At 46.6% G+C, this 22,624-nt stretch carries 24 protein-coding genes; 8 read left to right on the forward strand and 16 right to left on the reverse strand.

Going from position 1 to position 22,624, the window contains the following annotated elements; genetic code table 11:
• The 12 genes from fabZ to rpsB form a co-directional block, all read right to left on the reverse strand.
• Window positions 1–453 carry a 3-hydroxyacyl-ACP dehydratase FabZ gene (fabZ, locus tag L4D06_RS20785; protein WP_274166054.1) on the reverse strand — a complete coding sequence of 151 codons (453 nt, stop codon included), beginning with the start codon at window positions 451–453 and terminating at the stop codon, window positions 1–3.
• Window positions 454–585: 132 nt separating this feature from the next.
• Complete coding sequence (lpxD, locus tag L4D06_RS20790; protein ID WP_274166053.1) at window positions 586–1,611, reverse strand: UDP-3-O-(3-hydroxymyristoyl)glucosamine N-acyltransferase; 1,026 nt, start codon at window positions 1,609–1,611, stop codon at window positions 586–588.
• A gap of 12 nt (window positions 1,612–1,623) precedes the next feature.
• Window positions 1,624–2,133, reverse strand: a complete 510-nt coding sequence (locus tag L4D06_RS20795; RefSeq protein ID WP_274166052.1) for an OmpH/Skp family outer membrane protein — start codon at window positions 2,131–2,133, stop codon at window positions 1,624–1,626.
• A gap of 22 nt (window positions 2,134–2,155) precedes the next feature.
• Complete coding sequence (gene bamA, locus L4D06_RS20800; protein ID WP_274166051.1) at window positions 2,156–4,555, reverse strand: outer membrane protein assembly factor BamA; 2,400 nt, start codon at window positions 4,553–4,555, stop codon at window positions 2,156–2,158.
• 32 nt (window positions 4,556–4,587) lie between these two features.
• Window positions 4,588–5,943, reverse strand: coding sequence for a sigma E protease regulator RseP (gene rseP / locus L4D06_RS20805; protein ID WP_429741109.1), 1,356 nt, complete (start codon window positions 5,941–5,943; stop codon window positions 4,588–4,590).
• Window positions 5,940–7,136, reverse strand: a complete 1,197-nt coding sequence (ispC, locus tag L4D06_RS20810; protein WP_274166049.1) for a 1-deoxy-D-xylulose-5-phosphate reductoisomerase — start codon at window positions 7,134–7,136, stop codon at window positions 5,940–5,942. The genes rseP and ispC overlap by 4 nt, the downstream gene beginning before the upstream one ends.
• 66 nt (window positions 7,137–7,202) lie before the next feature.
• Window positions 7,203–8,051 carry a phosphatidate cytidylyltransferase gene (locus L4D06_RS20815; protein ID WP_274166048.1) on the reverse strand — a complete coding sequence of 283 codons (849 nt, stop codon included), beginning with the start codon at window positions 8,049–8,051 and terminating at the stop codon, window positions 7,203–7,205.
• 10 nt (window positions 8,052–8,061) lie between these two features.
• Window positions 8,062–8,832 carry an undecaprenyl pyrophosphate synthase gene (gene uppS / locus L4D06_RS20820; RefSeq protein ID WP_274166047.1) on the reverse strand — a complete coding sequence of 257 codons (771 nt, stop codon included), beginning with the start codon at window positions 8,830–8,832 and terminating at the stop codon, window positions 8,062–8,064.
• 75 nt (window positions 8,833–8,907) lie between these two features.
• Window positions 8,908–9,465 (reverse strand): ribosome recycling factor, encoded by a 558-nt coding sequence (gene frr / locus L4D06_RS20825; protein ID WP_028024345.1) that lies wholly within the window; start codon window positions 9,463–9,465, stop codon window positions 8,908–8,910.
• Window positions 9,466–9,520: 55 nt separating this feature from the next.
• A complete protein-coding gene (pyrH, locus tag L4D06_RS20830) occupies window positions 9,521–10,249 on the reverse strand; it encodes a UMP kinase (protein ID WP_016958018.1) in 729 nt (242 codons plus the stop codon).
• Between the two features lie 87 nt (window positions 10,250–10,336).
• Window positions 10,337–11,182 (reverse strand): translation elongation factor Ts, encoded by an 846-nt coding sequence (tsf, locus tag L4D06_RS20835; protein WP_274166046.1) that lies wholly within the window; start codon window positions 11,180–11,182, stop codon window positions 10,337–10,339.
• Between the two features lie 130 nt (window positions 11,183–11,312).
• The gene (gene rpsB, locus L4D06_RS20840; RefSeq protein ID WP_028024348.1) at window positions 11,313–12,041 is read right to left on the reverse strand and encodes a 30S ribosomal protein S2; all 729 of its coding nucleotides are present in this window, start codon (window positions 12,039–12,041) and stop codon (window positions 11,313–11,315) included.
• Between the two features lie 319 nt (window positions 12,042–12,360).
• Between rpsB and map the strand changes: the two genes are divergently transcribed.
• The 3 genes from map (at window position 12,361) to L4D06_RS20855 (ending at window position 16,383) form a co-directional block, all read left to right on the forward strand.
• Window positions 12,361–13,158 (forward strand): type I methionyl aminopeptidase, encoded by a 798-nt coding sequence (gene map, locus L4D06_RS20845; RefSeq protein WP_274166045.1) that lies wholly within the window; start codon window positions 12,361–12,363, stop codon window positions 13,156–13,158.
• 59 nt (window positions 13,159–13,217) lie between these two features.
• Window positions 13,218–15,839, forward strand: coding sequence for a bifunctional uridylyltransferase/uridylyl-removing protein GlnD (gene glnD, locus L4D06_RS20850; protein ID WP_429741113.1), 2,622 nt, complete (start codon window positions 13,218–13,220; stop codon window positions 15,837–15,839).
• 166 nt (window positions 15,840–16,005) lie between these two features.
• On the forward strand, window positions 16,006–16,383 hold the full coding sequence (locus L4D06_RS20855; protein WP_274166043.1) for a DUF3461 family protein: 378 nt from the start codon (window positions 16,006–16,008) through the stop codon (window positions 16,381–16,383).
• 39 nt (window positions 16,384–16,422) lie between these two features.
• On the opposite strand, the gene truC is transcribed toward L4D06_RS20855, so the two are convergent.
• Window positions 16,423–17,154, reverse strand: a complete 732-nt coding sequence (gene truC / locus L4D06_RS20860; protein WP_274166042.1) for a tRNA pseudouridine(65) synthase TruC — start codon at window positions 17,152–17,154, stop codon at window positions 16,423–16,425.
• A gap of 12 nt (window positions 17,155–17,166) precedes the next feature.
• On the reverse strand, window positions 17,167–17,493 hold the full coding sequence (locus L4D06_RS20865; RefSeq protein WP_274166041.1) for a YqcC family protein: 327 nt from the start codon (window positions 17,491–17,493) through the stop codon (window positions 17,167–17,169).
• A 179-nt stretch (window positions 17,494–17,672) separates the two neighbouring features.
• Between L4D06_RS20865 and L4D06_RS20870 the strand changes: the two genes are divergently transcribed.
• The 5 genes from L4D06_RS20870 to L4D06_RS20890 all read left to right on the forward strand — a co-directional run bounded on the left by L4D06_RS20870 (window position 17,673) and on the right by L4D06_RS20890 (window position 21,271).
• The gene (locus L4D06_RS20870) at window positions 17,673–18,716 is read left to right on the forward strand and encodes a DUF3549 family protein (RefSeq protein ID WP_429741116.1); all 1,044 of its coding nucleotides are present in this window, start codon (window positions 17,673–17,675) and stop codon (window positions 18,714–18,716) included.
• Entirely contained in the window at window positions 18,713–19,021 is a 309-nt protein-coding gene (locus L4D06_RS20875; protein ID WP_274166039.1) for a DUF3301 domain-containing protein, read from the forward strand. Before L4D06_RS20870 ends, L4D06_RS20875 begins: the two co-directional genes overlap by 4 nt.
• Window positions 19,022–19,892: 871 nt before the next feature.
• Window positions 19,893–20,099 carry a hypothetical protein gene (locus L4D06_RS20880; RefSeq protein ID WP_429741118.1) on the forward strand — a complete coding sequence of 69 codons (207 nt, stop codon included), beginning with the start codon at window positions 19,893–19,895 and terminating at the stop codon, window positions 20,097–20,099.
• 572 nt (window positions 20,100–20,671) lie between these two features.
• Window positions 20,672–20,905 carry a DUF2789 family protein gene (locus L4D06_RS20885; RefSeq protein ID WP_274166038.1) on the forward strand — a complete coding sequence of 78 codons (234 nt, stop codon included), beginning with the start codon at window positions 20,672–20,674 and terminating at the stop codon, window positions 20,903–20,905.
• Between the two features lie 78 nt (window positions 20,906–20,983).
• Window positions 20,984–21,271, forward strand: coding sequence for a hypothetical protein (locus L4D06_RS20890; RefSeq protein WP_274166037.1), 288 nt, complete (start codon window positions 20,984–20,986; stop codon window positions 21,269–21,271).
• On the opposite strand, the gene L4D06_RS20895 is transcribed toward L4D06_RS20890, so the two are convergent.
• Together L4D06_RS20895 and syd are read right to left on the reverse strand one after the other, a co-directional pair.
• Complete coding sequence (locus L4D06_RS20895; protein WP_274166036.1) at window positions 21,272–22,045, reverse strand: Zn-ribbon-containing protein; 774 nt, start codon at window positions 22,043–22,045, stop codon at window positions 21,272–21,274.
• Window positions 22,046–22,050: 5 nt separating this feature from the next.
• Window positions 22,051–22,596 carry a SecY-interacting protein gene (gene syd / locus L4D06_RS20900; RefSeq protein ID WP_274166035.1) on the reverse strand — a complete coding sequence of 182 codons (546 nt, stop codon included), beginning with the start codon at window positions 22,594–22,596 and terminating at the stop codon, window positions 22,051–22,053.
• Between the last annotated feature and the right edge of the window lie 28 nt (window positions 22,597–22,624).

Below are 22,624 nucleotides of genomic sequence, written 5' to 3' on the forward strand. Positions count from 1 at the left end.
TTAAAACTCTCTTCTGGCACACTTCAGGTCGGCAGAACACACAACCTTACCATCAACTTTTGCAATACCTGTGAAGGCTGCAATGCCACGTCTTTCTTTAAGGAACTCTACTTCCAGCACCATTTGATCGCCCGGCGTCACAGGCGCACGGAACTTGGCGTTGTCGATACTCGCAAAGTAGTAAAGCTCATTTTCTTTTGGACTACCAAAAGTTTTGAATGCCAATAAGCCAGTAGCTTGTGCCATGGCTTCAAGGATCAATACACCTGGGAAAATAGGAAGCTGCGGGAAATGCCCCGTAAACTGCGGCTCATTCACCGAAACGTTCTTAATTGCATGAAGATATTTACCTTCTTCAAAATCAATAACGCGGTCGATAAGCAGAAACGGATAACGATGTGGCAGCAATTCTCTAATTTCGTTAATGGTCAATACGTTGTTTTCGCGACTCAAAGTAATATTCCCGTATGAAAGCTTATTATTCGTCGTTGATAACGCAAAATGGCCTACTCTGAAGAAATCGGTTAATTAAGACGTATCTCAATGTTCCGGCATCTACAAGCGCAGGCCATCCAAAGACAGCAGTTATTCGCTGTCTTCTAGCTGTTTTTCAACGGCTTTTAATCGTTTATGCATGTCTTCGATCTTCATAACACGTGCAGCAGTTTTCCGCCATTCGCGATTCGCTTGAAGTGGAATACCCGAAGAATACATACCAGGCTCAGTGATAGGTCTCATCACCATACCCATACCAGTGATCGTGGTGCCATCAGCAATTTCAATGTGCCCATTGACTACACAGGCACCACCAAACACGCAGTGTTTGCCAATCTTAGTACTACCCGCAATCACCGTTGCTCCAGCAATGGCGGTATTTTCGCCGATCTCGACATTATGCGCGATCTGACAAAGATTGTCGATGATCACACCATCACTAATCACAGTGTCATCAAGGGCACCACGGTCAATCGTCGTACACGCGCCAATCTCAACACGATCTCCGATCAGTACGGTTCCCACTTGAGGGATCTTAATCCAACGACCTTTGTCATTCGCATAACCAAACCCATCAGAACCGATTACAGTGCCTGACTGCACTAAGCAAGACGCACCAATTTGAACACCATGATAGACACTCACGTTTGCCCAAAGCTTGGTATTCGCGCCCAGTTTTGCGTTTTTCCCGACAAAACAACCAGCACCTATCTGAACGTTGGCGCCGAGCTCCGCCCCATCTTCAATCACAGCATTGTGACCAATCGACACTCCCTCTCCGAGAGTTGCCAAGGGCGAAACATAAGCACTTGGTGCAATATCTGTCGCGCAACGTGGCGTCGAGTCCAACAGTTGAGCGGTCAGTGCGTAACCTAAATACGGGTCTTTAACCACAAGCGCATTGCCACTGCAGTATGCGAGGTCGGCTTCCTTGACCATCACCGCGCTGGCTTGACATTGTGCAAGGTGCTTACGGTACTTGCTGCTGGACAAAAATGTAATCTGCCCATCAGCGGCCTTATCCATACCCGCTATTGAAGAGATGGCAACAGTTCCGTCACCATGCAATTCAGCACCCAGTTTTTCCGCTAATTCAGCGAGCGTAATTGAAGCCATTTTTTACCTTACTTATTTGACTGCTTTCAGTACTTTCTCTGACAGGTCATCTTTCGGGCTTGCATACAAAACGGCTTGGCGATCTAGCACCATGTCATAGCCTTCTTTTTCCGCAAGACGTGCGATGGCCTTTTGCAGTTTTTCTACCAATTTGCGTTGTTCTTCAGCGCTACGTTTACGCTCATCTTCTTTAAGATTGCCGACTTTAAGTTTGTAGTCTGCATCATAAGATTGTAGTTGGCGTTGAAGCTTAGTGCGTTCGCTATCACTCATCAGCTCGCCATTACGCTTCAGTTTTTCAACACCTTTTTGCAATTTGCTTTCCAAACGCTCCACTTCAGCGATGCGATCTTTAAATTCTTTGCGCAGATTCTCGCTCACGTTACTTTGCTTTGCCATTTGCGCCAGCACAGGACCTGTCGCAACGTAGCCAACTTTTTGAGCCGCCTCAGCTGCAGACGCAAACACGGAAGCACTGAACATGGCTAGGCACAGGCCTGCCGCTTTGATAGTAGGTTTCAATCTATTCTCCTAATATTGAAAATCAGAACGTTTGGCCAATTGTAAAGGTAAAGAACTCCTCATCGTCACCCTCATAGCTCTTGATAGGCTTTGACAATGAGAATACCAATGGCCCCATTGGAGAGCGCCATTGAATCGCTGCGCCATAAGACGCACGATAGTTGCTTGGATCGCTATAATCGTAAATGTATTCTTGCCCACTGATAACACGAGCGTTATCTAAGTCATACTCGGTATCCCATACCGATGCTGCATCAACAAACACACTCGTTCGAATCGAGTTTTTCATTTCAATGGATACAAACGGCGTTGGCACAATTAACTCGACACTTGCCAATGCAATGGCATTACCACCCACAGAGTCGTTACTACCAACCAACGCTGGATTATTGCCAGCACCTTGGTCGTATACCGCTTTAGGACCAGCAGTGTTCGAACGGAAACCACGCAGTGTTGAGTAACCACCTGCATAAAAGTTTTCATAAAACGGTAGCAAGTACTCGTTCTCATCGTTCTTACCATAGCCATTACCGTAACCCAGGCGGCCACGCATGAGCAGCGAGAAGCTGTGTGACTCTGTCAAAGGCACATACTGTCTTACATCGTATTGTGCTTTGAAGTACTGGGCATCAGACCCCGGTACCGTCATGCGGAAAGATGCTCTTTGATAATTACCGGCAGTTGGGAAGAAACCTCGGTTGAGGTTATTGCGACTCCAGCTAACAGACCAATCAAAGTCATCGACTTCGAGTCCGCTGTCATCAGTCACATTATCTCCCATCGAGTCGAGGAATTTCTGGATTTGATAATAACCACCCAGATTTTCAATTTGGCGATGGGTGTAGCCAATCGAGAAGTCGAAGTAGTTCAGCTCATCAAATGGGAAACCCCACGTGAGGCTAGTTCCGTAACTTTTGTCGGTATAATCGACAATGTTTGCGTCTGATGCTTCAAACTCGTTATAGAAGATCTTACCGCCCAAACTGATCCCATCAAGTGTCCAATAAGGGTCGCGATAATCCAGTGTCAGGTTTTTTTGATAATCGTTAATCATGGCATTGATACCAAAACGATTACCGGAACCTGCGAAGTTATCTTGCTGTAAACCCGCTTGGAAGCTAATGCCTGATTCAGTACCGTAACCAATACCAAAGTTAACACTGCCCGAGTTGGTCTCTTTGACGAAATACTCTACATCGACCTGATCATCCGTACCAGGAACACGGGTTGTGCGAACATCAACGGTTTCGAAAAAACCTAGACGGTTAAGACGCTCTTTACTGGTTTCAACCGACTTCGCATTTAGCCACGAGCCTTCCATCTGACGCATTTCTCGGCGTAGCACCTCATCACGAGTGATCTGATTACCAGAAAACTTGATGTTGCGAACATAAACACGCTTGCCCGGATCGACATTCACGTTTAATGCAACGGTATTAGCATCGTCATTAAATTCAGGAATGGTGGCGACTTGAGGGTAGGCATAACCTTGCTCGCCTAGTGCACGCTTAATCTCATCTTCCAAACGCGTCACTTTTTCACCGCTGTAGACTTCTCCGTCTTCAAACGGGACGAGTGATGCAAATGCTGAGCTGTCCTTCCCACCACGGACATTGACGTCAGACACTGTGTAAGGCTGACCTTCGTCGATGTTAAGAGTGATATACACGCCCTTTTTATCAGGCGAAATAGAGACGTTTGTCGCATCAACGCGGAATTTCAAATAGCCACGGTTGAGGTAAAACGAGCGTAGGCTTTCTAAATCTCCAGCTAACACTTGTTTTTGATACTGTTCATTGGCGAGAAAGTTCCACCAAGGCACGTCCGCACGCAACTTAAAATTATTTTTAAGCTCTTCGTCGCTAAACACTGTGTTGCCAATGAAGTTTATCTGCTGAATAGTGGCAGACACCCCTTCAGTGAAGACAAACTTGACGTCAGCACGATTACGCGGAAGTGGAGTGATAACAGCGTTGACCAACGCGTTATACTTACCCACGCTGTAGTAGAAGTCTTCAAGTCCCTTTTCAATATTTGAAAGCGTGGTGCGATCAAGCGCCTCACCAACCCGTAAGCCTGATGCGGAGAGATTCTCCGAAAGCTGTTCATCTTCGATCGCTGAGTTTCCTGAAAACGAAATACTCGCGACAGTTGGTCGCTCAATCACCTTCACTAAAAGGTCATCGCCATCCCTGAAGACTCGAACGTTTTCAAAGTTCCCTGACGAAAATAAGGATTTTATGATCCCTGATACATCGCCTTCATCGATATTGTCGCCAACTCGCACGGGCATCGAAAGCAACGCCGCACCGAGACTGACTCGCTGGAGCCCCTCAAATCGAATGTCTTCTACTACGAACTCATCGGCCGTAACAGAACTAGAAAGAAGAAGAGAGGCCAGTAAAAGTTTTTTCATCGCCATTGCTGCTCTGAGTGTCCTTGCTAAACGCTGATTTATAGTCGGGCAAAATCGTTAAATAACGCCACGGCCATCAGTACTACGATAATGGCTGAACCAACCCGATATCCCATATCCTGCACACGTTCAGAAACGGGGCGGCGTGTTATGGCTTCGACACCAAAAAACAACAGGTGTCCGCCATCAAGAACCGGTAACGGTAACAGATTTATAATGCCTAAATTCACGCTAATCAGCGCGAGAAAACCGAGAAAATATACCAGACCGAAGTCTGCGGTCATCCCTGCACCTTTGGCGATTGAAATAGGGCCACTCAAGTTTTTCACTGCCACATCGCCCGTGAATAACTTTTTGATCATTTGTGCAGTCAGCACCACCACCTGCCACGTTTTATCCATGGCGGCAGGAATGGCTTCCAATGGGCCATACTGCAATGTAAGACGGTACGTTTCAGGCCACTCTCCAACTTGTGGGGCGAAACCTGCGTAACCAACTTGCTTATCCCCTTGCTCGCGACTATTCGGAGTAAGTGAAAGCATCATATCGCGTCCATCTCGGTTAATCGCAATAGGCAGTACTAAATCTGGATGAGCTCGGACAACATTGACGACCACATTCCAATCATCAACAGGCTCACCATCAACAGAGACGAGTTTGTCACCAACTTGTAACCCCGCATGCTCTGCAGCACTTCCTTCTACAACCTGTGCGATCACGTTGGTGATCTCTGGTGAATAAGGCGTTAATCCTAATGTACGCAACGCTGATTGAGACTCTGGGTCATAAGACCAAGTCGCCAAATCCAGCGATTTATCGACAGTGTAACCTGCGCTCGCATTTGGCATCACCGACAACGTCATTTCGTCATCACCAATGTGCGAAATGAGCTGTAAGTTAACAGACTCCCAATCAGGCGTTTGGATACCAGATACGGCAGTAAGTTCCATGCCGCTCTCTAATCCGGCCTGCGCAGCAATAGATTGGGGAGCTACCTCACCAATCACAGGCTTTATTGCAGGTACGCCCATGACCATGACCAGCCAATAGGCCACGATGGCAAATATGAAATTAGCAAAAGGCCCCGCAGCCACGATAGCACTGCGTTGCCACAATGGGCGATTATTAAATGCCATGTCTTTTTGTTCGGGTGGCACATCGTCAACACGCTCATCGAGCATTTTGACATAACCGCCAAGCGGTATCATTGCTATGGTGTATTCAGTGCCATCTTTGCCGACTCGTTGCCAAATCGCCTTACCAAAGCCGATAGAGAAACGTTCCACTTTCACGCCACATCGGCGAGCGACCCAAAAGTGCCCGTACTCATGCACAGCAACCAAGATACCGAGCGCAACGATGAAAAAGAGTAAATTCCAAAGAATACCGCTCATCGAGTGAACCCCGTCATACAGTCTTGTGCCATTTCACGCGCCTTAGTATCAATTTCAAGTAAACATTCCATGCTTGATGGCTCCACCAGCTCAGCACGTTGTAGCACAGCATCATTAATCTCGGCAATCTGCATAAATCCAATCTTGCCACCTAGAAATGCTTCGACTGCTACTTCGTTCGCCGCATTTAGTGAGGTGGTGGCGGCTTGGCCAACGTAACACGCCTCAATGGCAAGTTTCAGGCAAGGGTAACGATCAAAATCGGGTTTCAAAAAGGTAAACTCCCCGACTTCACTAAAGTCGAGCGGCTTCACACCTGCATCAATTCGATTAGGGTAGGCCATAGCATACGCTATCGGCGTACACATATCTGGATGACCCATCTGTGCCAATACAGAACCATCGCGATACTGGACCATAGAATGAATCACCGACTGCGGATGAATAATCACATCAAGCTGTTCTCGTTTAGCATTAAACAGCCAACGCGCTTCAATATACTCCAGCCCTTTATTCATCATAGTGGCGGAATCTACTGAGATTTTGGGTCCCATCGACCAATTAGGATGAGCAATTGCTTGTGCTGGGGTAACCGACGCCAAAACATCAATATCGGTGTAACGGAATGGGCCACCTGAGCCTGTCAGCAAAATCTTACTGACACCTTCAGACGCCAAATCGCAAATACCTGGTTTCGCTTGAATGGAAGAAGGAAGACACTGAAAAATCGCATTGTGTTCACTGTCGACTGGCAGTAGTTCCGCACCATACTGATGCACTGCGTCAATGAAAAACTGACCTGACATGACCAAGGCTTCTTTGTTCGCAAGTAAAATACGCTTACCCGCTTTAACGGCCGCCATGGTAGGCATCAAGCCTGCTGCGCCAACAACGGCAGCCATCACGGTATCGACCTCGTCATGCGCAGCAATCGCACATAAACCTTCGATGCCGCTTAATACTTCTGTTTTCGACCCTTGATTCACTAACGCCAAGCGCAAAGACTTTGCTGCGCTCTCATCTGCCATTGCCGCAAACTTAGGGCTCCACTTCAAACATAGTAGAAGCATTTCGTTGACATTGGCATTCGCGGAAAGCGCAAACACACGGTACGCAGAAGGATTTTTTTCAACTACGGCGAGCGTGCTCGTTCCAATTGAACCAGTTGCACCAAGAATCGTTAAATTACGCATAGAAAACTCTAATCATTGTTTCGTCTGGTAGAAAGGCGATTCACCGGCTGAGAGCCGGTGAATGATTTAAGCCAACCAGAAATACAATACAGTGAAAACAGGAAAGGCAGCGGTTAGGCTGTCGATTCTATCCAGTATTCCACCGTGACCGGGGAGAATACTGCCACTGTCTTTCACGCCAGCCACTCGTTTAAACATGCTTTCAGCAAGATCACCTAGTACGGAGGCAAATGATGTCACCAAGGCGACGACGCCAAGCATAGGAAGTGAAGAAAATGGAATCGAAAAGTAGTTCGCCGCAACAAGAGTGACGGCAACCGAGGCTATCAAACCACCAATAAGACCCTCAACGGTTTTATTCGGGCTAACAGAGGGTGCCATTTTACGTTTTCCAAAGCGCTTACCTGAAAAATATGCCCCCGTATCCGCCGCCCAAACGAGCAGACAAACGGTCAATACCAATTTGGCACCGAGAAAAGGGTCAAGCTCATAGTGATAAGCACGAAGTAACAGTACACTCCACAGAAAGGGGATCAGCGTTAATACGCCAAAAACCTGTTGTAACGGTACACTGTTAGCCCACCACCCTGTTGCTTTGGGGTACTTCAAAACCATACCGGTTGCCACTAACCACCACAGTGCACCGATTAACGCAATCGCGCCTGCATTGAAGGTGGATAAATTCATTCCTAATTCTGACAGTGGCAATAAAAACGCCGAGCTAAGAAGCACCGCTGCGGGCACGAAAAAAGCCCCCAGACGAGAAGACGTTGCGACAAATTTAGTCCATTCCCATTGACCAAGCAGGGTAACACCAGCCACGGCAATGATAAAAAGTTGGAACGGCAAAAAGAAGATACCTGCGATAACTAATGGCGCTAACACAGAAGCCGTTAAGACACGTTGTTTCAGCAAACGAAACCCTCTATTTTTCTACTTGTAACATGGCCTTAATTTGTTCACCGGTGCAGCCAAAACGGCGCTCACGGTTGATAAACCAAGCGATGGCTTCGGTAAGACTAGTCTCATCGAAGTCGGGCCAAAACTGTTCAGTAAAATACAGCTCTGCATAAGCTGCCTGCCACAACATAAAGTTACTGATGCGGCACTCTCCACTGGTTCGAATCATCAAATCAACATCAGGCATAAACGCTGTTGTTAGATGTGCTTGAATATCGGCTTCGGTCAACTGTTGCGGTGGAATCTCTCCCCGCTCAACTTGACCCGCCAATTTTTGAACTGCTTGTAATATATCCCATTGTCCGCCGTAGTTAGCGGCCACGTTCAAAGTGAGTCCGCGGTTGTTCGCAGTCATCGCTTCTGCCGATGCAATCTTATCTTGTAACGACTGACTAAATCGCGACTTATCGCCGATTACCTTGAGCCGTACACCATTTTTGTGAAGGCGTTTTACTTCACGTCCTAAAACCGTGACAAAAAGCTCCATCAATAGGCTGACTTCTTCTTCAGGACGACGCCAGTTTTCACTGCTGAACGCAAACAGGGTTAGTACTTGTATACCTAGGCGATTGGCAGTAGAAACCGTTTTTCGAACTGCATCAACACCGGCCTTATGCCCAAACATTCGGGCTTTACCGCGCGCTTTTGCCCAACGGCCATTTCCGTCCATAATGACGGCAATGTGTTTTGGAAGCAGGCTAGGATCTATCTCTAGACAGGAGGATTGGGAGCTCATCATTATCCTTCGCAAATAAAAAGCGCTGTACTGCTAGCACAGCGCTTTGGCAATGGAATCAGAGTGTAGCCGGAATTAGACTTCCATCAACTCTTTTTCTTTCGCTTCAAGAATCGCGTCAATATCTTTTACTGCTGCGTCTGTCAGCTTTTGAATGTCGTCTTGACCACGACGCTCATCATCTTCAGAAATGTCTTTCTCTTTTAGAAGACCTTTCAAATCACTGTTCGCATCACGACGAATATTACGTACTGCAACGCGACCGCCTTCAGCTTCACCACGAACGATCTTAACGAGGTCGCGACGACGCTCTTCAGTTAATGGTGGTAGTGGAACGCGAATGACTGCACCTGCAGACATTGGGTTCAAGCCCAAACTTGAGCTCATGATTGCTTTTTCAACAGCTTGCGATATTGAACGATCGAAAACAGTGATAGCAAGTGTGCGTGAGTCTTCAGCAACGATAGAAGCTAGTTGCTTCAGAGGGGTCGGTGCACCGTAGTATTCGACAGACAGACCATCGAGAAGTGCAGGGTGTGCACGACCTGTACGGATTTTAGACAGAGTATTCTTCAGCGCTTCAACGCTTTTCTGCATGCGTTCTTTCGCATCTGCGTTAATTTCATTGATCACGAGAGTATCCTTGAAAATTCTTTTTCTAATTCACGGATTATGCCATTAAATTAGATTAACCGTTATTAATTAGTGTGCCTTCTTGCTCACCCATCACAACTCGGCGCAAAGCACCTGGCTTATTCATGTTAAATACACGCATCGGCATCTTGTGATCACGTGCCAAAGTAAAGGCAGCTAAGTCCATCACTTTCAGTTCTTTTTCCAGCACGTCTTGGTAAGTCAGGTGGCTGTAAAGCTCCGCATCAGGGTTTTTCGCTGGGTCATCAGTGAACACACCATCAACCTTTGTAGCTTTAATCACGATGTCTGACTCGATTTCAATACCGCGTAGACACGCAGCTGAGTCAGTGGTGAAGAATGGGTTACCGGTACCTGCAGAGAAAATCACCACGCGACCATTGCGAAGCTGGCTAATGGCTTCAGCCCAGTTGTAGCTGTCACACACGCCCTGCAAAGGGATTGCAGACATTACCCTCGCGTTCACATAGGCACGGTGCAACGCATCACGCATTGCCAGACCGTTCATCACGGTTGCTAGCATACCCATGTGGTCGCCCACAACCCTGTTCATACCCGCTTCTGCAAGACCTGCACCACGGAATAGGTTACCACCGCCGATAACCAAGCCAACTTGTACGCCAAGCTCAACAAGTTCTTTAATTTCTTGCGCCATGCGGTCCAGAACGGCTGGGTCAATACCGAAGCCTTCTTTTCCTTGCAGCGCTTCGCCGCTCAATTTAAGCAAAATTCGTTGATAAGCTGGTTTTGGGTTTGTAGTCATGCTCACGACCTTTAGGCACTTACTTATACGGATGGGATTGTAAAAAGACCGCAGGATTCTGCGGTCTTTTGGGTTCTCTAGAAAGGATTAACCTTTCTGAGCAGCAGCAACTTCTTCAGCGAAGCTCATGCCAGAAGCTTTTTCGATACCTTCACCTACTTCTAGGCGAACAAAGCTAGAAACTGACGCGCCTTTCTCTTTCAAGAATTCGCCAACAGATTTCTTAGGTTCCATGATGAATGGTTGACCAGTTAGAGAAACTTCGCCGGTGAATTTCTTCATGCGGCCAACAACCATTTTCTCAGCGATTTCTTGAGGCTTGCCTTCGTTCATCGCGATTTCAACTTGGATTTGTTGCTCTTTAGCAACAACGTCAGCTGGTACGTCTTCTGGAGTAACGAATTCTGGCTTAGAAGCAGCAACGTGCATAGCTACGTGCTTAAGAACTTCTGCGTCGCCTTCACCAGCAACAACAACACCAATGCGCTCGCCGTGACGGTAAGAAGCAATAGATGCGCCTTGAACGTATTGAACACGACGGATAGAGATGTTCTCACCGATCTTAGTCACTAGAGCGATACGTGCTTCTTCGAATTGCGCTTGCAGTTCTTCAACAGTCGCTTTAGACGCTAGGGCTGCTTCAGCAACTTCGTTAGCGAATGCAGAGAAGTTACCATCTTTAGCAACGAAGTCAGTTTGGCAGTTAACTTCAACCAATACTGCAACACCATCAGCATCTTTGATGATGATAGCGCCTTCGGCTGCGATGTTACCTGCTTTCTTAGCAGCTTTCGCAGCGCCACTTTTGCGCATGTTTTCGATTGCTAGTTCGATGTCAGCGTTTGCTTCTACAAGCGCCTTTTTACATTCCATCATACCTGCGCCAGTACGCTCACGCAGTTCTTTAACCAGGGCAGCGGTAACAGTTGCCATTGTTCATTCCTCGATTCGAAACTTTTGGGTAAAAATCAGGGGCCTAATATGGGCCCCTGCTAACCTACTTAGCTTACAGTGCCGTTCATGACAGCCTGATGGCTAAGAACGCTCACAAGGAGCAATTGTATTACTCAGCGACTTCAACTAGCTCGTCTTCAGCTTGAGCTACGATGTCCTGGCTACGGCCTTCAGTGTAAGACTGTGCAGCAGCGTTCAGGTACAGTTGAACTGCGCGGATTGCATCGTCGTTACCTGGGATAACGAAATCAACGCCATCTGGGTCAGAGTTGGTATCAACTACCGCGTACACTGGAATACCCAGGTTGTTTGCTTCTTTAATAGCAATGTGCTCGTGATCAGCATCGATTACGAACAGAGCGTCTGGAAGACCAGCCATGTTCTTGATACCGCCCAGAGATTTTTCAAGTTTTTCCATCTCACGGGTGCGCATCAGAGCTTCTTTCTTAGTCAGCTTCTCGAAAGTACCATCAGTAGATTGTACTTCTAGCTCTTTAAGACGTTTGATTGACTGGCGAACAGTTTTCCAGTTAGTCAGCATACCGCCCAACCAACGGTTGTTCACGTAGTACTGATCACAGCTTTCAGCTGCTGCTTTAACAGATTCGCTAGCGGCACGCTTAGTACCAACGAAAAGTACTTTACCTTTACGCTCACCAACTTTAGTCAGTTCGCCAAGTACTTTGTTGAACATTGGTACAGTTTTTTCTAGGTTAATGATATGAACCTTGTTACGTGCACCAAAGATGAATGGCTTCATCTTAGGGTTCCAGTAACGGGTTTGGTGACCAAAGTGAACACCAGCTTTAAGCATGTCGCGCATTGAAACAGTAGCCATTATAATTCCTCTCGGGGTTAGGCCTCCACATATCCCATACATCCGACCCGTAAAGGGCACCCCGGAGCATGTGTCGATATGTGTGTGAGTTAGTTAAATTGTATTTAGTGAAACCACCAGCATAGAACCTGAAATTCAGATTAACCAAGATGGCGTATTTCGGCGCGCTTTATACCATGAAAAGCACCCTATAATCCAGCATAAAAAAGCACCTCTGCTTGAGAGTAAGGTTTCCACAAGGCGATGCGATTGATAATATGTAGCGATAGCATTCCATTCCTCCCTCGTGTTTTAGAAGGGAGCCAACTGAGAGAAAGCAATGAGCGCCACGATAAAATCAGCTGAAGAAATCGAAAAAATGCGCGAGGCTGGTCGCCTTGCTGCTGACGTGCTAGAGATGATCGAGCCGCATGTACAAGTCGGCGTTTCAACGAAAGAGTTGGATGACATTTGCCACAAATACATCACTGAAACGCAAAGCGCGATCCCTGCGCCGCTCAATTATCACGGCTTTCCTAAGTCAATTTGTACGTCAATCAATCACGTTGTTTGTCACGGCATTCCAAGCGAAGGCGATGTACTGAAAGATGGCGACATCATCAATATTGATATCACAGTGATCAAAGATGGTTACCATGGTGACACGTCAAAAATGTTCCTTGTTGGTGACGTTTCTGCCGAAGACAAAGCACTTTGTCATGTCGCTCAGGAAAGCCTTTACCAAGCGCTTAAAAAAGTAAAACCAGGTGCTCGTATTGGTGATCTGGGTACAGAGATCCAAAAATTCATCAAAAATCGCCCGAAGCGATACTCAATCGTGAAAGATTACTGTGGCCATGGCATTGGCGCAGAGTTTCATGAAGAGCCGCAAGTGGTGCACTACAAAAACAGTGACCGCACACAAATCAAAGCAGGTATGTGTTTCACCATCGAGCCTATGATTAACGCCGGAAAATTCAACACTGAATTGGACGACAATGATGGCTGGACGGTTTACACCGCTGATAAGAAAAAATCGGCACAATGGGAGCACACCATTTTAGTGACAGAGACTGGATGTGAAATCTTGACTCTGCGCAGCGATGAAAAGCTGCCTCGAATACTAAATAATGCGTAAATTTTAAAAAAGTCGGCCTTCGTGCCGACTTTTTATTTTGGCAAGATTCAAGGAAGAAAATGAACGACGTTTTGTGCGCCCCAACCGAGCTTACTGATGAGCAACTCAACCTAGTTGAACTTAAAAACCAGCTGGTGCTTTTTGGTGAAAGCCAAAAAACCGCGTTTTTGAACAACGTATCGGTGAATGATCTGGTCTATCAACGCTCAGATTATTTTGACGACCTCCTCGCTCGGCTGTGGCAACACTTCAACTTTCATCGACATCCTAACCTTGCGCTTGTCGCCGTAGGTGGATACGGTCGCAGAGAACTGCACCCGCTATCAGACATTGATTTATTGATACTCAGTGAAGGGGGTATTGATAAAGATTATCAGAGGCGCATCAGTGAATTTGTCACTTTACTTTGGGATCTCAAGCTCGAAGTGGGGCATGCTGTGCGAACACTGAAAGAATGCATCGACGTAGGTTTAGACGACCTGACAGTTGCCACTAACTTACAAGAAGCGCGACTGTTGTGCGGTGGCGAACGTATTTATCATGAGCTAAAAACGCAAATACATTCTGAGCAATTTTGGCCAAGCGCCAAGTTTTTTGATGCAAAAGTTAAAGAGCAGAAAGAGCGTCACGCTCGTTATCACGATACCGCTTACAACTTAGAACCCGATATTAAATCAAGTCCTGGTGGACTTCGCGACATCCATACACTCAGTTGGATAGCTCGCCGTCACTTTGGCGCGACAAGCCTGCGCGAGATGAGCAAATATGGTTTCTTAACGGACGCTGAATTTCGCGAACTGGATGAATGCCAAACCATGCTGTGGCGCATTCGATTTGCCCTGCACCTTGAGCTTCGCCGTTACGACAATCGCCTAACGTTTTCACACCAACCCTCTGTTGCGGAAACCCTCAGTTATAAAGGTGATGGTAATCGTGGCATTGAGCTAATGATGAAAGATTTCTACCGAACGCTGGGGCGCGTCTCGGAACTAAACAAAATGCTCATCCGTTTGTTCGAAATCGCCATACAGGATGAACCTAACAGCAAAAAAATAGAAGTACTCAGTGATGACTTTCAGCGACGAGGCAGACAGATTGAAGCGCGTAAGCCAGCCCTCTTCCAAGCAAGGCCTGAAACCATCATTGATATGTTTTTGCACATTGCCAACGACAAATCGATAGAGTCCATCTCAGCCCCCACGCTTCGTCAATTACGTACAGCGCGTCGTCGCCTTAATCGCTTTTTGTGTGATGTTCCCGAAGCCAAAGAAAAGTTCATTGACCTGACGCGCCACCCCAATGCACTGCACAAAGCCTTTTCGCTCATGCACAAGCACGGTGTGTTATCAGCCTATTTGCCGCAATGGAGTCAAATTGTTGGTCAAATGCAGTTTGATCTTTTCCACGCATATACGGTTGATGAGCACACCATACGCCTCTTAAAACACATCAACAGCTACTCTCAAGAAGAGAATCGCGATAAGCACCCGATTTGTTGTGATGTTTACCCTCGCCTCGCCAAGCCAGAACTCCTTCTGCTCGCCGCAATGTTCCACGATATTGGTAAGGGACGCGGTGGTGATCATTCTGTCATTGGGGCCGAAGAGGCCTACGCATTTTGTATTGAGCATGATTTTTCGCGTCCAGAGGCCAACTTGGTCAGCTGGTTAGTCGGCAATCACCTGCTTATGTCAGTCACCGCACAACGTCGCGACATCTACGATCCAGAAGTTATTACTGAATTTGCACAGAAGGTACGAGACGAAGAGCGACTCGATTACCTCATCTGCTTAACCGTCGCCGACATCAACGCCACCAACCCAGAATTGTGGAACAGTTGGAAACGCACACTGCTTGCAGAGCTATACTACTCAACGCAAAAAGCGCTTCGTCGTGGACTTGAAAACCCACCGGACATGCGTGAACGTATCCGCCACAATCAACACCTTGCTTCAGCGTTGCTACGTAAACATGGTCATACTCCACGTGATATTGAACTGCTTTGGCAGCGATTCAAAGCGGATTATTTCTTGCGCCACACACACAAACAAATCGCATGGCATAGCGAGCACATATTGAATCACGGTACCGATGAACCTTTAGTACTAGTTAGCAAGAATGCGACCCGTGGTGGAACAGAAATATTTGTCTACAGCCAAGACAAGGCAAGCCTGTTTGCCCGCGTTGTTGCTTCCTTGGACAAGAAAAACCTCAGTGTTCAAGACGCACAAATCATGACCAGTAAAGATGGTTTTGCGCTAGATACCTTTATGGTACTTGATGCCAACAACGATGCAATTTCCTTGGATCGGCATGAAAAAATCCGTGAGGGCGTCACAAACGCATTAATGCAAGACGGTGCCATTACGATCCCAGTGCGTCGCGCACCACGAAAGCTCATGGCTTTCAATGTAAAAACCCAAGTCACGTTTTTACCAACGCGAACTGGCAGGCGCACCTTACTAGAACTCGTTGCCCTTGATACACCGGGGCTTCTGGCGCGTGTTGGCGCTGTACTTGCTCGTCAAAACGTCTCGTTACAGGCGGCAAAAATCACAACCATTGGTGAACGAGCAGAAGACTTTTTTATTGTCACAGATGGTGAGAGACAATCACTGACTGAAGACGCGCAGCAAGCATTGCGAGAAGCATTGTTTGATGCGATTAATGACGCGAGTTAGCGGTGAAAGAAACTGGATTTACTCTCACATTCAGCATTTTAGGCGATCTCAACCACAAGTCTCAGACATTGATCAGTCGTGCTATTGGGTGTGCTTTAAAGGTGCTGCTAAAGTGAACCTAGTGAAAAGATAAACTCATATTCAGTGTGTATGCAAAGAGGCAGTTATGTATCAGAATCTACAGAATATCGGTATTGAACATCCAGAAAACATAGAGCGCTATACCCTTCGTCAAGAGGCAAACTCTGACACACTGAAGATTTACTTTCACAAAGCAAAAGGCGAACTGTTCGCCAAAAGTGTGAAATTCAAATACCCACGTCAACGTAAAAACGTCGTGGTCGACAGTGGAAGTGGCCGCTTCCGCGAAGTCACAGAAATTAACCGTAGCCTTTCTCTCGTTGTTGATGAACTCGATAAGATCGTAAGAAAAGAGCAAGGCGAACAGGATACCAAGAAAAAAATCCTGCGAGATCTTCGTCACTTAGAGAAAGTCGTTGCCAGCAAGATCGCTGAGATCGAATCAGATCTAGAAAAGTTATAAAAATAAAGGACCTAGGATCCTAGGTCCTGCTTTATGCCCTTAGAGCTCTCTGTCCCAACCCAGCCCTTCCAATACTCGTCGCCAAACCGCATCGACCTGTGCTTCTATCAAGATCGCCTCTCCCGTGACAGGATGAGAAAACTGCGTGCGTGATGCATGAAGAAGGAGTTGATGACACTCAAATTCGTCGCGAAATAATCGGTTATGTCTACCATCACCATGATTCACATCCCCAACAATATGGTGGCTCAGATGGTGCATATGCCGACGTAATTGGTGCTTTCTACCCGTATGCGGTTTCATCTCCACCAACGTGTATCGACAACTTTGATAACGTCCCATCGGGATCGGTAGCTCCGCATACGCGAGCGGTTCATATTCCGTAATGGCTTCTTTGGCTTCTGGCTCTTTGGTGGCTTTCTTGTCAGCAATTTTATCCAGTTCTTCCTTTAAGGGATAATCGAGCGTCGCACCTTCCTTGATCCACCCTCTTACAATCGCATGATAGGTTTTGTGAATGTCTCGCCCTGCAAATTTAGGCATCATTTGTGATGCCATCTCAGAAGACAAAGCAAACAGCAAAACACCGGACGTTGGACGATCCAAACGATGCAATGGATACACATGCTGCCCAATTTGGTCACGCAGCGTTTGCATCACAAAACGGGTTTCTCCCTTGTCTAACCAAGAGCGATGTACCAGCATGCCAGACGGCTTATTAACGGCAATCAGCCATTCATCGCGATATAGTATTTCTAATTCGGTTTGCATCTTACTTAGGTATCACTGAGAAGGAGTTTGAAAAAGGGTATCAATGTCTTGAGATACTCGCGTAATGTCAGCGTGCCCTTTAACACCTTGAAGCGCCTCTTCCACATAAGGCGAAATGGAAAACGAAACCGGAAGCGGGTGCATATGCGCCGTTAGGAACCACATTTTTGGGATGAAGATCCATTGCAACCATTCCGTACATGTCAGGGTATCAATAGCAAAAGGTTCTTTGCTCCCTAAAGCTTCAGGTGAAGGCGACGTTTCTTGCCAATGCCCATGGTGCTCAAGCGCTTGCTGCAACTGTGCGAGTAGCTCCCCAACTTCTTGGTGTTTGCTCATAGAATTGTTCTCTTCTTTAGCTGCATGGGTTGAAATTTCAATATGGCGCTAGCATATCATTATTCATAACACGCAGTGAAAATGCCTGTTACCTTTCCAGCCCCGTTTCATTGGGATGGTTGGTATACTGTTCGCCTTTCGCTCTCCGCCAACGACGGCAAGCAAATTTAGAAGTTATCATGGAAAATACGCTTTCTCTCCACACCATTTTTACTCAGGCGAATTGTGAATTTGTCGCTTTCGATCTAAGCCGACGTGTCGCTGAAATTAGCAAAAAGGATTTTATCGCCATCGAAGAAAACCGAGTGGCTTATCCCTACCCCGCCCAACAACACGCGCAAATGGGCATCGCCTTCTGGCAACCTAATCAAGCCCCTTGGGTTTGGTTTTTGAAGATGCCACTCGATGAGCGAGGGCTGCTTAAGCAAGCGGCACTTGGTGATTTCATCCAATACGTTGCTTCAGCGATGGGATCGCGTCTCGACAAAAATCCTACAGAAGAAGAGCAAGAAAAACTGGCGGCTAATCCATACACGTTTAAGCCACAAGATGACAAAAAAGCCATGTTCCATGCATTTCTGACTGATCGGTTGCAACAACCTGCCAGTCAATATTACGACCATGCGCAGCATTACACGTCCGGCGAGCTAGGTTGGGATAAATGGCAAGGTGTTGGCCTACAAGGTCTAGCCGATCTTTGTGCAAGAATGGATCGCCATAACAATGCAACGAGAATTCGCAAAGCCATTAGCAGCATGCCGACCACGCCCAAATACGCATTGCTGGGGTGTTTAGAACACTGTGAGATCCCGAACGCACTAGCGTCGCGAATCGAAGAGTGCATCAATGAAATGTTGGGCGCAGAAGAAGCCGATCTGTTTTTACTGGCGGCTCACGTTCGAGCCTTAGCTGGCGCACCCGCTGAAACAAGAAGTGCACTGCTTGAGAAGTTATTAGCGATTCCGGCTCTTAGACACCGCGAAATGTTGATTGCGATAGCGGGTCGCTGCTGGCAATCACTCACTGATGAACTTCTTTTAGACGTTTTTCTTATCGCCGTTGCCGAGCAAGACGACCACGCTTTCTTCCAACAAATGGTCGCTGATCTGGTGATGATCCCAACGCTTCGTCCGCACGTGTTGTCTTTGCTTCATGGCAGCGCATCAGAGGCACTAATGAGCGCAGTTCAGCAGTTACAGCAACGTGTTAAGGCTTCTTCATGATCGCAGATTTAATCTGGATAATTGTGATTGCTATTGCTGCCAGTTTATTCTGGCAGCAGCGCCGTCAAAGTGAGTTGGCAAAACAATTTATTCAGCGTCGGTGCCAGCAAATAGAGGTGCAGCTGATCTCCATTGCCCGAGGAAGCCATCGTTTTGGCTGGCCAAAGGGCCCGCTTAACATACAAACTCGCTATTATTTTGAGTTTTCTGTGAATGGCATCGATTGCTATCAGGGCTATGCCACAATGCGGGGAATGCGCTTACAAGACGTGTACATGCCAGCATATCCCATTCAAGAAGAGTAAGCGCTTACTGGAAGTGCCTGTTAGTGACACAAGATGTTGTCTCTCACTAACCCCCTTGTTTTTTGGGACTATTTTTTAAACACAAAAAAGTAAATGCAAAAATCTATTTGGCGCGGAAAAAAGAACGGGCGCGACTTTCGTCGCGCCCTGAGGTCTTACTTGCAGCTATCCTGCTACGAATGTGCTCCCTGCATCATTCCATGATCAGTGGCTGAATCCTTCAGCTGTATCCTTATCTCTCCGTCCTGGAGGTGTCCTTTGGTCTTACCTTGACCCGTCGAGTCATCTTGTCTCGATTCTCGTCCTCGTCCTGAGGGTGTCCTTTACTTCATCCTGAAGTGATTCCTTAAGCCCCCATCCTGGGTTGTCCTAAGTGTCATCCTGACCAGCAAATATCCTATTTACTGCTACGTTCCATCCTTGTCCCTAATGCCGCATTCCTTGCTAGTAACACAATCCGTGCGCTACCTGCTCATCCTGAGCTAACCAAGTCCGTGGTGTTAGTTCCTGTTCCGTATGTCAGTATCCTTCCGACACCGCAAAGATTACGCGAACCAAGTTTCAAAACAACCAACCTCAAAGTGATTGAACTCACACTTTGAGATCGACATTAAACAAAAATTCATAACCAATTGTTTTTAAATGTTTTTATATTTTTTAATTTCCAGTATTCCACACTGAAAACAGTAGAATCCCACACCCGTGTAAGAGATATCTCACAAGCCAGTGAGCGTTTGCCACAAACATTACATTCTGTATTTTCAAGTCTCTATCACCATATGCAGTGCTTTACGCTAAAACGTTGCTCTTATGTAGCCATATTTCAGGTTTTTTAACATATATATTAGAGATATACCGTTGAGGTTATCGTATGCGTATTCAAGAAGAGAAGAAAAGAAAAGAAAAGAAAAGAAAAGAAAAGAAAAGAAAAGAAAAAGACTGGCTTGAATGGCAAAACCGAGGAAATAAAAAACGCAGAAAAAAGAACGGGCACGACTTTCGTCGTGCCCTTGAGGTCTTACTTGCAGCTATCCTGCTACGAATGTGCTCCCTGCATCATTCCATGATCAGTGGCTGAATCCTTCAGCTCTATCCTTATCTCTCCGTCCTGGAGGTGTCCTTCAGTCTTACCTTGACCCGTCGAGTCATCCTGTCTCGATTCTCATCCTCTTCCTGAGGGTGTCCTTTACTTCATCCTGAAGTGATTCCTTAAGCCCCCATCCTGGGTTGTCCTAAGTGTCTTCCTGACCAGTAAATATCCTATTTACTGCTACGTTCCATCCTTGTCCCTAATGCCGCATTCCTTGCTAGTAACACAATCCTTGCGCTACCTGCTCATCCTGAGCTAACCAAGTCCGTGGTGTTAGTTCCTGTTCCGTATGTCAGTATCCTTCCGACACCGCAAAGATTACGCGAACCACATTTATGCACAAGCCATGAATGAATGATCGATCTCTCACTTTAAATCAAACACTCAAGGCAATTGCTTAACTGCATGAAAAATAATGATTAAAAATAAACACCAGAGAGAATTACTTGGAATAAAACAGGATAATCCTACTCGCTTGTAAGAGATCTCTCACAAGAGGTAAGGACAGCTTGCTCATCCAGCTTCTATACTTTCTAAAAACATCAGAAAGAGCATTGCCAATGGAAGTATTCGAACACGATTTAGAACACCTATTTCAGCAATTAGGTCTGTCATCAGACGCTGCTGATATTCGCAAATTTATCGAAGAGCACGGTTTGTCAGACGATGACAATTTGCTAACGGCAACATTTTGGACAACGAGCCAACGCCAATTCTTAGACGAAGCCAAGTCACAAGATGCAGATTGGGCCGAGCAAATCGATATACTCGATACCCTGTTGCGCAAGGGATAAACTTCCTGTATTCATCTGTACCGTGTAGCGAAGAACATTTTGACAAGCCACAACGGTATGATGAAAAGGGATAGCACCATGAGCACTGACTTCACTCCAATTTTAGAGCAAGCCATTCAATCACTTCTGCGTGAAGGCAAAAATCCCAGCGTTGCACTCGTCAAAAGTCGACTCACTCAGCCCGTTCCTATGCCATTGATCATTAGTGCGCTTCAGCATTGGAAGAAAAATGGAAAAGTACCAAAGGTTGAATTGGTCGAGAGTAAAAAAAGCTCCGATGAGAGAATCGAAGCTTTAGAAGAGCAAGTAAAGGCGCTGACTACAAAGCTTGAAGCCCTAGAGCAACACCTTATGGCGAACAGCTAGTTACTGAAAGTCCCACGACAGGTTAGACACGATACGACAACTATCGCACTTGAAGTGGAATACATCATGAAGTGGGGCTTCTAATAACCAATCCCCCCCACATTTGGGGCACTTTCTGGCCAGTTCAGATTCTGCATCCTTACCCCCGACTCGATATTGATAATAATACGTCGGAACCTTAGTGATGTACTCAATGCGACCACGAATATCCCAGCCTTTTCGGAACAAAAGGCTGTCAGCATCCTGAATTTCAGCCAATGCCGCATGCTCTGCTTTGAACGAGCCAGCCATTTGGATCTCGTCACACGCCTGCCACTCTGTTTGCCACTTAATTTCCGCCTTATGATCCCCATTAAAGGTGGCGGGAAAGCGATACAGCGGAATTGGCAATAGTGTTTCGCCGCAGCGAAGAGGTGAGCATGTGTGCACATAAGTGGTATACATCACCTGCCATGAACGATCTTCTACTTGAGCACTTTCTTCCGAGTTAATGTCACGCCCAAGCACTTTTAACTTCGGCGATAATAAACACGCCTCTGACAACTGACGTATTTTCAACGCGACCTGAGGGCTATGATATTTAGGGTTTAGGCTATCTTTCTCTGGGCACACTGCGCGCACGTGAAACACTCCATCGCCCATTACCATTGGAAACTCACGCCCTAACACTTGTCCGTTATAGCGCAAAGCATCCATCAACCCATTTACAGAGCGATCCACAGCAGAGATCGTTGTGTCATCAAAACACTCAAAGGTCAGTTCAACCACGTACATATCTACTATGCCTCCGGCTTCAACATACCGAGAAACGTCTCTACGTTTGGCGCCAATACATTGCGCTCTTTCGTCCCGATACGTTCTTTAATCACTTCGCCTGTCACACTGCAAATAGACACAACATCAAATTCGTCATCGGTTGACGCAATGAAAACTGTCGGGTTTTGCTTTAATCGCTTTTGCATGAGTAAATGGCCAAGCATATTTTCTTGTAGGCGCGGTAAGTCCTCATCGCTCCATACTTGAATAAGCTCTAGAGGGTGACCATTAAACGATGCTGTCATATCACCGCAGTAGAGGCCGGCATAAAAAGCCTTAATGTCTTCATGCAAACTAATGCCTATACCGTCTTCAACATTACTGAAATCCGCAGGTTCATTTCTCATTACTGGCTGCCAAATCACCGTGTCATCCGTTTCTTGCAACACGCATGGAGAGGCAAGACCCAAATAGGCATCGCTCTGTGGTTTTGAACCATGTTGTATATTCCAAGCATCGACAAAACGCTCGCTGAACGACCAAAGCGCATGAGTAACAGAGTGATTCATTAGCAAGATTCCTCAAGATTCAGTAAAC

Source organism: Enterovibrio makurazakiensis (assembly GCF_050336585.1).
Lineage (GTDB): Bacteria > Pseudomonadota > Gammaproteobacteria > Enterobacterales > Vibrionaceae > Enterovibrio > Enterovibrio gelatinilyticus.